The following is a 13,971-nucleotide window of genomic DNA, read 5'->3' on the forward strand; positions in this document are numbered from 1 at the left end:
CAAATAGGACATTTCTGTTTTGCTAAGAAGCGGACATTTCTATTTTGCCTTGACAAGAACCAGTGCAAAGCTTGGCAAAGTTAGCAAAGTTGTGTTAACATATTTTTGCGCTTAAGGCCGCCATGGCGCGGGGTGGAGCAGTCCGGCAGCTCGTTGGGCTCATAACCCAAAGGTCAGGGGTTCAAATCCCCTCCCCGCTACCAAGTTCTACTTGGGCTTTTGTTGATAGCAGAAGCCCTTTTTGTTTCAGATCCTATATTTGTTTACATCTCACTCAAAATTAATATTCAAGAATAAATTAGAAATCCAATTAAAGTCATATTTACCCCTGCGCTATATTTATCTAAACCGATCTCTTCACAGGAGATGATTATGCTCGAAGTTAAGGATTTAAAGGTCGAAGTCTTCGGCAAGAAGATCCTCAAGGGGATGGATCTCGTCATCGAGGACGGCCAGACCCAGGTCCTCTTCGGGCCCAACGGTGCCGGCAAGACGACCCTGCTCATGGCCATCATGGGCTTTCCCGGCTATGAGATAAAAAGCGGAGAGATCATTTTTGGCGGCAAGGATATAACCAAACTCTCCTTAGACGAGCGGGCGCGCCTCGGCATCGGGATGAGCTTTCAGAGGCCGCCCACCATCAAAGGGCTAAAGACGGCCAAGATGATCGAGCTGGCCGGAGCCGACCCCAGCCACATCCCAGAGATAGCCGAGCGGACAAATTTAGGCTATCTCCTAGGGCGAGATATCAATGACGGCTTTTCGGGCGGAGAGATAAAGCGCTCAGAAATCGCCCAGCTCATGGCCCAAGAGCCCAGCCTGATCCTGCTGGATGAACCGGAATCCGGCGTCGATCTGGAGAACATTTCCCTGCTTGGCGAGGGCATCAACCACCTGTTGCACAAGGAACTGAAAAGGCAGCGGGTCAACTCGGCCCTCATCATCACCCATACCGGCCACATCTTGGACTACGTCGAGGCCGATGTCGGAAATCTTCTTCTGGACGGGCGGATAGCCTGCTCGGGCAATCCCAGAGAGATGCTGGCCCACATCAAAGAGAACGGCTATGAGGAGTGCGCGGTATGTCCCAAATGTTAGATGATCTCACCAAACGGGCCGAGGCGGCCAAAGATAAGAAGGCCCCGTTCGGGGCCGACCTAGACCTTGATCTCTATCTAAAGCCGTCCCAAAAGGGGCAGCCCCTGGCCGATCTCACCTCCCTGAGCGCCGAGGATAAGGCCCGTCTTACGGCCGTGGGAATAGATATTTTAGGCAAGGAGCGCTCAGGCAGCTTCTTCCAGCACGATATCACGGTCAATCATAGCGTCTCCAAACAGGAGGGCGTCGAGATCATGGGGACCGGTCAGGCTCTCAAGAAATACGATTGGCTGAATGACTACTACTGGAAGGCCGTCCAGGTGGATCAGGATAAGTATACGGCCCACGTTCAACTCCACTTAAACGACGGCTACTTCATCCGCGCCCTGCCCGGCATAAAGACGACCCTCCCCTTGCAGGCCTGCCTCTATCTGAAAGAGGAGATGATCGCCCAAAATGTCCACAATATCATCATCGCCGAGGAGGGAAGCGAGCTTAACATCATCACGGGATGCACGACCGGCCCCCATGTCAAAGGGGGCGTTCACTTAGGGGTTTCCGAGTTCTTCATCAAGAAGGGGGCCAAAGTCTCCTTCACCATGATTCACGCCTGGCACGAGGATGTGGCCGTCCGCCCCAGAACCGGCGTCATCCTCGAAGAGGACGGCGTCTTCCTCTCCAACTACATTCTGCTCAAAGAGGCTCGTTCGCTTCAGATGTATCCGAGCGCCTTCTTAAACGGCAAAAATTCGATCGCCCGCTTCAATTCGATCATAGCCGCCCTGCCCGGCTCCCACATCGACGGCGGGGCGCGGACTTACCTGAGAGCAGAAGGGGCCAAGGCCGAGATCATCTCACGCGCTTTGAGCACGGGGGGAACCGTCATCTCGCGCGGCCAGATGATCGGCGAGGTGGCCGGCGTCAAGGCCCATATGGAGTGCAACGGCCTCATCTTGAGCGAGCGGGGAGTGATAGCGGCCGTGCCCGAGATCGAGGCCCAAGTGGCCGATGTCGAGATGTCGCACGAGGCGGCGGTCGGCAAGATCGCCAAAGAGGAGATCGAATACCTGATGGCAAGGGGCCTTAGCGAGGAGGAGGCCACGGCGACCATCATCCGCGGTTTTCTGGACGTCAAGATCATGGGCCTTCCGCCCCACCTGGAGGCGGCCGTACGAGAGGCTATAGAAACGGGCGGAAAGGGCCTGATGTAGCGTCTTTTTGCTGGCCACCAATCATTTTGACCTTACAGAACCCCACCTTATAAGGGCCTTTACACTCATTGGAAGCTGTAGCATAATTGAAGTCAGAGGCTCCAAGCAGACTCTGCTTCAAGGAGCCGCCCTCTTTTGGCACATATCATAGAATATATTTTTCTGCAATTCCCCTCGGGAAGCGGGGCACAAGAGGAGGTGATACAGATGGCGATAGAGAAGAGGGAGCGCCCAGATTGGCCGATGCTCGGCGATATGGAAAGACTCATGGAGGAGGCGGAGCTCTGGCCGCGCAGGATGGGCCCCTTTTTTAGGGGGTTTGGACTCCCGACGCGGCGCCTCTTTGACCGTGAGATGACCCTTCCAACCCTCGATATGATGGATAAGGGGGATCGGATTGTCGTCAAGGCCGAGGTGCCGGGGGTGGAGAAGAAGGATATAGACATCTCCGTCACCGATGATATGCTGACCATCAAGGGTGAGTCCAAGAAGGAGACAGAGGTTAAGGAGGAGAATTACTACTGCTCCGAGCGTTCATTTGGTAGTTTCTCTAGGGCAGTAAGGCTTCCAGCCGCCGTCAAGGCCGATAAGGTCAAGGCCAGCCTCAAGGACGGCGTTCTGGAGATAAGCCTGCCCAAGACCGAACCAAAAAAGATAGAAGGGGTTAAGGTCGATATCGGTTAGAGAGGGATATACGTTAAGACTCCTCCCGCTTCCCGGCCCACAGGGGAGAGCCAAGCAGCAGCGATAAATCCCTCAAATAGACCAGCGAGCCACCCATCATCGATCCAAATGAGTTTTGGAGAAGATCTTAAAATTACTTGCAGGATTTTTGGCCATGATATGGAATATTTAGCCAAAATATGGCAAAATAGACACAATATATTGTGTTATTTCTGTCTTTAAGTCTTTGGCGATTGGGCCGAAGGGATGGGGGTGTATTTAAGATTTCACCAATACTTCATTTGCTCAAGAATGAGCAGGGGTCGGCTCAAGGAGGGGCAGCCGATGTCACCGCCCCGGCCGATGGGCTCGGTGGGGACTTGGCTCAAGAGAGGCTGGCGACAATCTCTCTAATAGAGGTCCTGGCCTCGCGGCTCAGCCAGATCGAGGGGCGTCCGGTCGCTCTGATCGAATTGACCGGCCCGCCCGAGCATTCGGACGGCAGGTGTCTCTACGAGGGAGAGGTCATCCTCCACATCCGTCACTAGCCATCCTCTCTAAATATCATTCAACCGGCGATCCCGAAGCGTATCAAGTTTGGGAGATGGGATCGTCACCCCCAGAAAAAATATTTGATCATCAGAGGCCCTTTGCCGGACGCAAAGGGCCTCTTCTCATTTAGGCCTCATGGATTTTGGCCCTCTGGGCGGTCTGCTGTTCTTCTTGAAAAAGGTTTGTTATAATAAAAAAAAGACCTATTGGCATGGGGCCACCGAACCATCCGATCCGATCTTGGAAAACTCCACCCCCTTAACCAGAAGAAGGAGGATCCATGAGAAGAAGGCGTCATTTTCCATTTGTAAGGCTAGTCTCCCTAATCATTTTTTTCTCACTCACCCTAACCTCCGCCGCTCTGGCTCTGAGCTTTGAAGGCGAAGAGGCCGTCCTGATCGGAGCGGATGAGGTCATAGAGGACGACCTCTATGTCGGGGCGGCAAGCTTCACTCTGGACGGCACGGTAAAGGGCGATTTGATAGTCTTTGCCCAGTTTATTAACATAAACGGAAATGTCGAAGGCGATCTTGTGGCCGCCGGTCAAATCATAAGCATAAACGGCAATGTCGCAGATGACGTGAGGATTGCCGGCCAGGTCTTGACCATTGGCGACGGAGCGGCCTTCGGGGGCGATCTCATGGCGGCCGGTCTCTCCATCGAATCCAAGAGTGGCACTTCGGTCGGCGGCGACTTTGCCTTTGCCGGCGCTCAGGCCTTGGTAAACGGGAACGTAGCTCAAGACATGCTGCTTGCGGTCGGCGGTCTTAAACTGGGCGGTCAAGTCGGCGGCGACGTAAAGGCGATGATCGGAGAGGCCGATGAGGGTGGCTCGCCCTTCACCCAGAGTAACCCGCCCGTGCCGCCGGTTCCCTTTGGTCTGACCATCACGCAGGGGGCTAGCGTGGCTGGCAATTTGGTATATACGAGCGAGTCGGAATTCGAAATTCCAGCGGGCGTCGTCGCGGGAGAGATAACCCATAAGTTGCCACCCGTAAGCGTCGATGCGGCTAAGGAGATATCTCCGACCGCCAAACTTTTTGGCCGGTTCTCGCCCTATGTCAAACGCTTCGTCTCCTTGGCCATAATCGCCCTCCTGATGGCCTGGCTCTTCTTTGAAAAGACCAAGGGCGCCGCCGATACCATCCTCGCCAAACCCTGGCCCGCTCTGGGGTTCGGGCTCCTCTCTGTCGCGGCTTTCTTCGTCTGGCTGATAGCGGTGATGATAGTCATGATAACTCTGGCCTCGATACTTGGCCTCATCGGCCTGGGAGGCCTGGCGGCTGCGGTCGTCTTTGCCGGCCTCTTTGCCATCGGCCTTTCGATATTCTTCTTCGTTCTTCTTCTGGTCTACGTGGTCAAAATATTCATCTGTCTGATAGTTGGAAGGTTCATCCTGCTTAAAGCGAGCCCACAAACGGCCGCGGGCAAAGTCTGGCCGATTTTGATCGGAGTCCCAGCCTACGTGGCCATCACTTCGATCCCGGTTTTAGGCGGGTTTTTGAATTTCATCGCGGTCGTTACGGGTCTCGGTGCGGTCTGGTTGATGGTCACCAGCCATCTTCAAGGGCGCAAAGAGGCCAAAAAGGAGAGTCGGCCTAAGGTTGAAGCGGCTCCTCAAGCATAGCGGCGGCCCAAGAGAGATAGTATTTGTGATATTTTGTCAATAAAGTGTAAGCGTCCATAACATATTGGACTTTTGGGCTGGTATAAAGTTGTTAACATAATAAGCGAGTGGGGAGAGCTTGTTGGGCCCTCTGTATGCTTTTTCAGTATTGTACCAAATAAGGTATTTCATTAGGCCGGGAATTCGAACTGCGCCCGAAAACTTGAACTACTATTGAGGAATCCTAAGGTGAATGGTTGGACTTAACCCCTTTTTGTAGACATTCAACGTCCCTCACCTAAGGCTGTCTCAAAATCATATGGGCTGATCTGACCGATATGACTATGGCGTCGCGCGGCGGTTGTAGAAGACCTCGATATAGTCGAAGATATCTGCCCTGGCTGCATCCCGCGTCCCATATATCTTATGCCTAATGCGCTCCTTCTTCAAACTGGCAAAGAACGATTCCGCCACAGCATTGTCATAGCAATTCCCCTTACGGCTCATGGTGGGCAAAAATAGCCTGCCGGCCGATACCGAAAAGGAGATCAAGAGACTGGGAGCAAAATCCGCCCTCATCATCGGCGGCAGTGGAGCCGCCCCCGAGGCGTCCGACTTTCTGATGCTTGCGACAGATCCCACCCCCTTTAAGGGCGAAAGACTGATCAACGTGACCAAAGAAGTGGAGGGAGCCGAGAACGTCCGTCTCTCGGGCCGCTTTCTAACTCGTGTTTTTGACGGGCCTTTTAAGGACATCAGAAAATGGCTGGAGGATATGAAGGGGTTTGTGGCGGAAAGGGGAGGAAGGGTGAAAAATATCTATGCCTATTACACCACCTGCCCCAAATGCGCCAAAAAATACGGCCATAACTACGTCGTTCTCTTCGCCGAGGCGGACTAGGCAAGAGAGCTCTCTTGAGCCAGCCACATAATCGGGCAAGGGTCTTGAATCTTGGCCCTCTAAATGTTAACTTTGCTAAAATTTTGGTTAACAAAGGAGCGGCCATGAAGATCGAAGAGATTTTGACAAAGAGCGCCTCAAATCTGGAGGCCATCAGAGCAAGCAAGCCCCTGGTCCACCATATGACCAACCTGGTAGTTATGAACGATACTGCCAACATCACCCTCCACATCGGGGCCCTGCCCGTCATGGCCCACGCTCGTGAAGAGGTGGCCGAGATGGTCGCCATTTCGGGATGTCTTCTTTTGAATCCCGGCACTCTCACGGCCGAACTCGTCGATTCGATGCTGATAGCCGGCAAAAGGGCCAATGAGCTTGGCGTTCCGGTCGTGCTCGATCCGGTTGGGGCCGGGGCGACCAACTTTCGCACTAGCAGCAACATGCGTATCTTGAGCGAGGTCAAAGTATCGATTATGCGGGGAAACGCCGGAGAGATAGCCGCCCTCTCAGGGGCGGGCGGCCAGGTCAAAGGGGTGGAGTCGGTAGGAGATTTGGCCGATCCGCTCTCGGTGGCCAAGAAGGCGGCCAAAGATTTTGGCCTGACCGTTGCCATGACCGGAGCGCGCGATATCATAACCGATGGAAAGAGGGCTCTTGGCATAGATAACGGAGACAGATGGCTTACGACGCTGACCGGAACCGGCTGCATGTCGACGACGATGGTGGCTTCCTTTGCGGCCGTTGAAAGCGATCCGCTTTTGGCATGCGCCGGAGCGCTCATAGCTTATGGCATCGCGGCCGAAAGGGCCGCCGAAAAAGCCAAGGGACCGGCCACTTTCAAAGAAGCTCTCATGGACGGCGTCTACAATTTGACGGCTGACCAAATCAAAGAGGGCGGCCGGCTAGCCCTTCTTTAACTCAATCGATTATCTGGATTGTGTCTCCGGCCGCTATCCGGCCGCCCAGTGTAACCTCAGCAAATACACCTTCGGTCGGCATGACGCACTCGCCGGCCTGGGCTTTTATGGCGCAGGGCTTGTGACACTCCTTGCCGATCTTGCTTATCCTTACGATTGCCTCTTTACCCAACTTCAGGCTCGTTCCAAGCGACAGATTTACAAGCTCTAAACCTTCAGTCGTGATATTTTCGGCAAAGTCGCCGGGGCCTACCGAAAGCCCCTTATCCTTCATCTTCTCGATCGATTCGACGGCCAAGAGGCTGAGTTCGCGCAGCCCATCACCTCCGTGGGCGTCGCCGGCAATGCCTTGACCGGGCGACAAGACCGCCTCGCTTGCGGGACTCTTTCTTACTCCTTTACAGTTTGATATGTTTATGGAGACGATCTTTGCGAAGGCGCTCATACCCACAACACTCCTTTGGCTAAGATTATAACAAAAAAATCGTAAAATTCTCGAAGGGTTTTAGTGGATTTTATAGTATTTAATATGGCAACATTATCTCTATGACAATCAATACTCAAAACAAGCGGAGGTAATAATGAACTCAAAGAGCTCGGTAAATCGCAAAGTTCTGATCTTTCTCCTCATTTTCTTACTCTTTCTGGGTACCGGGTACGCGCTTTTAGCACCGTTTAGGGGGGGGACCGAGGTGGAGACCGAAACTATAACTTCAACCGATGAAGAGGTCGATAATAATAAGGAGCAAGAGCCGGAAATGACCGAGGAGGGAAGCGAGCCAGCCGCAGAAAAAGAGGAGGAAGTCGATGGATCCTCTTCAAGTCGCCACTTCGGTTATATAAAAGGGGTCAGCGAGAGCGCCGGTAATTACACCATCACCGTCGATTTCGCCGATTTTTTGACGGGCGATGAGGCGGCCGGGGCCGCCACCGCCCACGGCGACGAGTCGCCGCCGCCAAACGATTACTACATCGTCAACGACGATATGACCACGACAAACTTGCCTACAAGCGGCATAAGCAGTGTTATTATGACGACAAAATCGGATGGGGTAGAGCCGGAAGGCTATCCGGTCAATTTCGGGGTCTGGTTTGACACGTATATCGGCATGATTTCAGGCAGCGAGTTCGTTACCGACGCTCCCTATTGGATAACGCTCGAGGCTGGAGTGGTCACCGCCATAGAGGAGCAATACCTGCCTTAAACTGCGCCCATCTTGCTTTCAGTTTTCTTTGGGTCTATATTTAAACTTATATCACCATTGCAAGCTGCTGGAATTATTTTAGAAATTTGCCACAAAGAAGCCCATTTTTTGGAACCAAGTCAAATCGAAGTCCCTCTAAGCGTAGACTAAAACCGGAGGTGGTTTGGGAATGAAGGTTCTTCAAATTCTTAGTTTGAGGTGGTCGAAGAGGGTGGTTGCTGTAGTTGTGGCAGCCGGCATGCTCCTTGCCCTCCTTCCCTCTGCCATAGCGGTAACCAGTTATATGAACCAAACGATGATATCGCCGATGCTGAGAAGATCTCATTAAGCTCAACCGAGGCCCAGAAGCACGACATGGACGCGGGCGACGTCGATTACATGAAGTTCTCGGCCACCTCGGGTGATGTCGTAACCGTAACCGTCATGGGTCTTGGAGTCTGCTCCGATGTCGATGTCGAGATCTTGGATCCGGCTAAGAAGAGTGTCACTACGGGCAGGGCCAAGCTCGTAGCCGATCAGGCCGCCGCGAGCGGTATGAATTGGAATACGCTTTACGTCGCGACCGGTGCGAACTTCCCCGACGCCCTGGCCGGTGGGGCGGCTCTGGCCAAGAACGGCGGGATAATGCTCCTGGTTGATCCGGCCAACTTGAGCAGCAACGCCGATGCCAAAGCTGCCATGCAGACCAATTCATCCAAGATAGGCAAGTGTTATCTTCTTGGTGGAAACGGAGCCCTCTCCGTCAAGGTCAAGGGCGAGATAGGCGTCATTGTCGGCAAATAGGCTTTAAGAGGATAACAGAACATAAAGAGGGGGCCGGGTTACCCGGCCCCCTCTTTATAAAACATCTACTCAAGAACCCGACATCGCAGCCTCATTTTACCCGATAGCTTATATTTACCCTGACCGTGACCTCCTCTTGACCCGGCTCGATGGTCGGATAGGCGTATTCGACTGGAGCGCCCGCCCCTAAATCATCTTTCTCAGAATAGACGGGAAACTGTTCTTCGTACATGTACAAGACCTTGCCGAGTCTCAGACCAAGGGCGGGGACGACGGCCTCGGCCTTCTTTCTGGCGTTCTCTATGGCGAGATCTCTAGCCTCGCTTAAGGCGGCTTCGGGGTCGTCGAGGCGGAAGGTGACCCCGTCGACCATGTTCATCCCGGCCTTGGCGGCCTCATCCAAAACCTTCTCTATCTTTTCGAAGTCCTTGAGCTTAACCTCTATCGATTCGTCAAATATGTAGCCGCTAGGCTTACCATAGGCGTCGTACTGGGGGGTGAGGCTATACCTGGTCGTCTTGATATCTGCCTCATCTATACCCAGCTTTTTAATGGCCTCGATAGCAGAGCCGACCTTCTTTGAGCTCTCGCCCATCAGGACTTTGGCGTTGCCGCCGCTTGCATTGTAGCCAAAGCTCATCACGGCCACATCGCTCTTGACGACCGCCCTACCCTCACCGCTGAAAGACATCTCTCTTGGCAAATCTCTGTCTAAGGCCCTAAAGATGAGGCCTACGGCGATGTTGACCAAGATCGCCGCGATCAAGATGGCGATGACCTTAAACAAGCGGTCGGAAACCTCAACCTTCTTTACCTGGTCTTCCACGATTAACCTCCTCGATGATGATGGCCTTTACTCTTTAGATGACTCTAATCAAATCAATCAGATGGGTCAAGATGGGTCAACTAGAATATTTTTTTGTATGATTTTAAAAACTGTTTTTAGCCAATATCCTTACGCCGCCTTGAGCGGTAAGGGTGAAGGGAGGCGATAATTTTAGGGTATATCCTGGTCAAGGGGGCAAAGTCCTATATTATCTTTAGCAAAAGGGGTTTTGGCACCAGACTAGCCTTGCCTTGTGCCTTTTTGGAAATAAGCTTGGGTTTTTTAATAATATTTTCTATTGCCATGCCGATAACTTATGATAATAAGTCAACCGATATCGGGGTAAATTCCTTAAGCCCTCCGGCCAAGGAGGGAATCTAGATTGCTAAACGTGGCGTTAAAAGAAGCGCCCAGTTCGAACATGGTGGTGGCCCTTGAACGTTAGCATCAAGAATAGATTGACCATAACCATAGGACTGATGCTTGCCCTCCTCATGCTGGTTGGCATGATCTCCTTCGGCCAGCTGGTCGCCATAAATAACCGTCTTGAGGTCATGGCCAATCAAGAGGAGCCGACCAGCCAGGCCGCCTATGAGATGGAGATCAACCTGATCAGAATGGGCTTTGCCATCTTAGGTTACCTCCACGATCACGACGAGCTGCATCTCGATCGGATAGCTGAGGACAAAAGAGAGTTCAAGGAGTTTCAGGCCGACTACGGCAAACTGGCCGAGACCGAACTTGAGAAGCAGCTTGGGGCCAGGGTCAAGGCGGGCTATCAGGATTTCGTCGAGCTTGGGCATAGCCTGATAGAGGTCGAGAAGAGTCAGCAGGAAAATCTCGATAAATTGGCGGTCAACCAGCAGAAGATGGACGACATCTTGGACGAAGGGATGGAGCCCACGGCCAAGCAGTCGGCGGCCAAATCGTATGCCAGCGGAGAGCTTGAGATCAACGCCTACGAGATAGCGGCCACCGTCGGCAATTACCTCCACTCCCCAGAAGTAAAATACAAGAGCAAGATATACAAGGATGAGGGGGATTTTCGCACCAACCTCGAAAAGTATAAAGGTTTGGCCTCTCCTTCCGAGGCGGCCCTGCTCAAAGAGCTAGAGACCATCTTCAATGAGAATATGGGCCTGGTCGATCTGATACTCGAGCAGGACGACGAGATTGAAAAGAAGCTGGCCGATCTGGTCGATCTTAGTGTGAATCTAGATAACCTGCTGGACGATGAGATACAGAGCTTGACCATGAAAGACCTGGCCACGGCCAAAGCCAGCGCGACCGGCCTGGTGACCGGCTCGATCATCGGCATCACCATCCTTCTGCTCATCATCTTCACCTTCTCCATCTTCATCGGAAACGTGACCTTAAAATCGATAGCCGATCCGATAATGAGCTTGGCCTTGGCCGCCCAGGCCATCGCCAATGGCGACTTCTCCAAACGGGTCGAGGTGATGGCGACGGGCGACGAACTTCAAGAGCTTAGCGAATCCTTCAACACCATGGTCGAGAACCTGGATAAGGTCACCGTCTCAAGGGACTATACCGAGAACATCCTAAACACCCTATCCGAAGCCCTGGTGGCGGTCGATGCAAACGGCGACATTGAGACGGTCAATCCGGCCGCGCTCAACTTGCTCGGCTATGAGGAGGGTGATTTGATCGGCAGGCCTTTCAACTTGATCTTTCCAGACGAGGATATCAAGGGCGCCCCGATAGATCCGGATATAACCGCCTGCAACAGCATGAAGAGCGTCGAGACGACCTATAAGAGCCGAGGGGGGACGAAGATCCCCGTCCTCCTCTCCAAGACGCCGATCAGCGAGCGGGACGGAGAGATGTGCGGGCGAATGGTCACGATCGCCACCGACATCGCCGAGCGGAAGAAGCGCGAGAGGGAGATGGAGGCGATCATCCAGGTGGCCCTGGCCATGAGGGTGGCCAAAACCCATTACGATATCGTTCCCATAGTCCTCGATCAGGTCTCCGATATCCTGCGAGTGGAAGCGGCCTTCTTGGCCATGTACGATGATGTCAATGACGAATTGGTGATAGAACTCGGCCGGGGGAAATGGATCAAACTGACCGACCGTCATCTTCCGCCCACGATCAAGACCCGGTCCCTGCTTAAAGATGGGGAGCCCTATCTGAGCAACGATCTGCAGAAGGATACCGCCCCCTTTGCTAAGGAGATGACACTCGATTTGAAGGCCATCGGCATATCTCCCCTGATAGTTCAGGGCCGCCAGATCGGCCTCATTGGAGTGGGGAGTAAGAACAGATTCACCAAGGCCGATTTAAATCTCCTTCGGGCCGTCAGCGACATGGCGGCCAACGCCATTCAGCGGGCCGTCTTGAGCGAACAGACCATCCAGAGGATGAACAATCTTTCGGCCCTGCGCTCGATTGACACGGCCATAAATTCCAGTCTTGATATAAAGGTCGTCTTGAACGTCGTCTTGGATCAGGCCAAGACGGCTCTTTCGGCCGGGGCCGTCTCCATCTTGCTTGTAAATGAAGTGGAGCAGACCTACGACTTTGCGGGCGGGGTCGGCTTCAACTCCGCCGAGATACATGAGCGCCGCCTTAAGATCGGCGAAGGCTTGGCTGGGAAGGCCGTCATGGAGCGGCGGATCATTGGAACCTCGAGCATCTCGGCCAAGGAGGGCTCCGATTTTGCCGTCAAACCGGTCGGCGGCGAGGGCTTCGTCTCTTATCACGTGGCCCCCTTGATCTCCAAAGGAGAGGCCCAAGGCCTCATTGAGGTATTTCATAGGAGCCCCTTCATACCGGGGCGGGAATGGATAGACTTTCTAGACGCCCTGGCCGCTCAGGCGGCCATCGCCATAGACAACGGCCAGCTCTTGGAGAAACTGCAACGCTCCAACGCCGAGATTACCATGGCTTATGAGAAGACTCTGGAAGGCTGGTCCAAGGCTCTCGACCTTCGCGACAAGGAAACCGAAGGTCATACCCAGCGGGTGACCGAGATCACCCTTAGGCTTGCCCGCAAGATGGGGATCGAGGGCGAGGCTTTGGCTCACATGAGAAGGGGTGCTCTTCTGCACGATATCGGCAAGATGGCCATCCCCGATGCCATCCTGCTCAAGAAGGGGACCTTGAGCGATGAGGAGTGGGAGATAATGCGGACCCACCCCGTCAGGGCCTACGAGATGCTTCTCCCCGTATCATTCCTTAGGGCCGCCTTAGATATTCCCTACTGCCATCATGAGAGATGGGACGGGACCGGTTATCCGAGGGGTCTGGCCGGCGAGGAGATACCGATAACCGCCCGGATATTTGCCCTGGTCGATGTGTGGGATGCTCTCTGCTCCGACCGTCCCTACCGGGCTTCTTGGCCCGAAGAGAAGGCGAGGGAACACATAAAGAGCCAGTCGGACAAGCACTTCGATCCTAAGGTGGTCGAAGTCTTCTTGGAATCCGAGCCAGATCTTAATCTCGGTTAAACGACCTTTTAGATCCGAAAACTCATCAAGCTGGGCGCGCTCCCCTCAATCCATCCTTCAAATCTGGTAGAATTATCCAATGGAAGAGATGATTTCAAGGCTTAAGGTTCTCGGCAGGGAGGTCTCTTGCGAGAGGGGCGAGCGCCTCTTTCTGATGGGCGCGCCCGCTAACGCTTTTTTCTATCTCCTCGAGGGGGAGATCGGTCTCTACCGCTCAAGCCAGGAGGCAAAAGAGGTCCTGGTCGCCAAGGTCAAGGGGGAGGGCTTCATCGGCGAGGCGGCCGCCTTAGCCAGGGTCGCCTATCCGGTCAGCGCTCAGGCTGCCCTAACCTCTCGCTTGGTCCGCTTTGAGGTGGAGAGATTTCTTGCCGAGGCCTCAAAGGATCCTTCCTACATGGAACTCATGATGACCATCATGGCCAAAAAGTGCCTCCATCTGACCCAGCGCATTGATACCTTGGGCATCAAAAGTCCCAAAGAGCGGATAGCCGAATATCTCATCATGACCTCGGGAGGCCGCCTCGCAGAACCGTTCGAACTCGGCACCAAGAAGGCCGATCTCGCCAAATATTTCGGGATCGCCCCCGAGACTTTGTCGCGCAACCTAAAGCAGTTGCAGGATGAGGGGCTGATCGAGGTCATGGGGCGCCGAATCAAGCTGCTGGACACAAAAAAACTCGCTGTCAAGGCAAAATAGAAATGTCCGCTTCTTAGCAAAACAGAAATGTCCTATTTG

13 protein-coding genes, 1 tRNA gene and 1 pseudogene are annotated in these 13,971 nt (G+C 53.6%); 12 read left to right on the plus strand and 3 right to left on the minus strand.

What is annotated here, in order from left to right:
• The first annotated feature begins 126 nt into the window (after positions 1-126).
• The 6 genes from QMD53_05795 (at position 127) to QMD53_05820 (ending at position 5,151) form a co-directional block, all read left to right on the plus strand.
• Positions 127-203: transfer RNA gene (locus tag QMD53_05795), tRNA-Met, on the plus strand.
• Positions 204-372: 169 nt separating this feature from the next.
• The gene (locus QMD53_05800) at positions 373-1,098 is read left to right on the plus strand and encodes an ABC transporter ATP-binding protein (GenBank protein ID MDI6800161.1); all 726 of its coding nucleotides are present in this window, start codon (positions 373-375) and stop codon (positions 1,096-1,098) included.
• Positions 1,083-2,309, plus strand: a complete 1,227-nt coding sequence (locus QMD53_05805) for a SufD family Fe-S cluster assembly protein (GenBank protein MDI6800162.1) — start codon at positions 1,083-1,085, stop codon at positions 2,307-2,309. Before QMD53_05800 ends, QMD53_05805 begins: the two co-directional genes overlap by 16 nt.
• Before the next feature lie 135 nt (positions 2,310-2,444).
• Positions 2,445-2,993, plus strand: a complete 549-nt coding sequence (locus tag QMD53_05810) for an Hsp20/alpha crystallin family protein (GenBank protein MDI6800163.1) — start codon at positions 2,445-2,447, stop codon at positions 2,991-2,993.
• A 281-nt stretch (positions 2,994-3,274) separates the two neighbouring features.
• Positions 3,275-3,520 (plus strand): hypothetical protein, encoded by a 246-nt coding sequence (locus QMD53_05815; GenBank protein MDI6800164.1) that lies wholly within the window; start codon positions 3,275-3,277, stop codon positions 3,518-3,520.
• Positions 3,521-3,804: 284 nt separating this feature from the next.
• Entirely contained in the window at positions 3,805-5,151 is a 1,347-nt protein-coding gene (locus QMD53_05820; protein MDI6800165.1) for a hypothetical protein, read from the plus strand.
• A gap of 263 nt (positions 5,152-5,414) precedes the next feature.
• On the opposite strand, the pseudogene QMD53_05825 reads toward QMD53_05820, so the two are convergent.
• Positions 5,415-5,643 (minus strand): annotated as a pseudogene (locus QMD53_05825) (IS3 family transposase).
• Between QMD53_05825 and QMD53_05830 the strand changes: the two are divergent.
• Entirely contained in the window at positions 5,636-6,031 is a 396-nt protein-coding gene (locus QMD53_05830) for a hypothetical protein (GenBank protein ID MDI6800166.1), read from the plus strand. The pseudogene QMD53_05825 and the gene QMD53_05830 overlap by 8 nt on opposite strands.
• Before the next feature lie 104 nt (positions 6,032-6,135).
• Positions 6,136-6,948 carry a hydroxyethylthiazole kinase gene (thiM, locus tag QMD53_05835; GenBank protein ID MDI6800167.1) on the plus strand — a complete coding sequence of 271 codons (813 nt, stop codon included), beginning with the start codon at positions 6,136-6,138 and terminating at the stop codon, positions 6,946-6,948.
• A 1-nt stretch (position 6,949) separates the two neighbouring features.
• Here thiM and QMD53_05840 read toward each other — a convergent pair whose 3' ends face one another.
• Positions 6,950-7,393 (minus strand): MOSC domain-containing protein, encoded by a 444-nt coding sequence (locus tag QMD53_05840; protein MDI6800168.1) that lies wholly within the window; start codon positions 7,391-7,393, stop codon positions 6,950-6,952.
• Between the two features lie 136 nt (positions 7,394-7,529).
• Here QMD53_05840 and QMD53_05845 point away from each other — a divergent pair, with 136 nt between their 5' ends.
• On the plus strand, positions 7,530-8,153 hold the full coding sequence (locus tag QMD53_05845; GenBank protein ID MDI6800169.1) for a hypothetical protein: 624 nt from the start codon (positions 7,530-7,532) through the stop codon (positions 8,151-8,153).
• A gap of 198 nt (positions 8,154-8,351) precedes the next feature.
• Positions 8,352-8,936, plus strand: a complete 585-nt coding sequence (locus QMD53_05850) for a cell wall-binding repeat-containing protein (GenBank protein ID MDI6800170.1) — start codon at positions 8,352-8,354, stop codon at positions 8,934-8,936.
• A gap of 91 nt (positions 8,937-9,027) precedes the next feature.
• On the opposite strand, the gene QMD53_05855 is transcribed toward QMD53_05850, so the two are convergent.
• Positions 9,028-9,762, minus strand: a complete 735-nt coding sequence (locus QMD53_05855) for an SIMPL domain-containing protein (protein MDI6800171.1) — start codon at positions 9,760-9,762, stop codon at positions 9,028-9,030.
• Positions 9,763-10,196: 434 nt separating this feature from the next.
• On the opposite strand from QMD53_05855, the gene QMD53_05860 reads away from it, so the two are divergent.
• Both QMD53_05860 and QMD53_05865 read left to right on the plus strand, forming a co-directional pair.
• On the plus strand, positions 10,197-13,235 hold the full coding sequence (locus QMD53_05860; protein ID MDI6800172.1) for a GAF domain-containing protein: 3,039 nt from the start codon (positions 10,197-10,199) through the stop codon (positions 13,233-13,235).
• Positions 13,236-13,314: 79 nt separating this feature from the next.
• The gene (locus QMD53_05865) at positions 13,315-13,932 is read left to right on the plus strand and encodes a Crp/Fnr family transcriptional regulator (GenBank protein MDI6800173.1); all 618 of its coding nucleotides are present in this window, start codon (positions 13,315-13,317) and stop codon (positions 13,930-13,932) included.
• Positions 13,933-13,971: the final 39 nt, after the last annotated feature.

The organism is Actinomycetota bacterium (genome assembly GCA_030017835.1).
GTDB lineage: Bacteria > Actinomycetota > Aquicultoria > UBA3085 > Oleimmundimicrobiaceae > Yes70-04.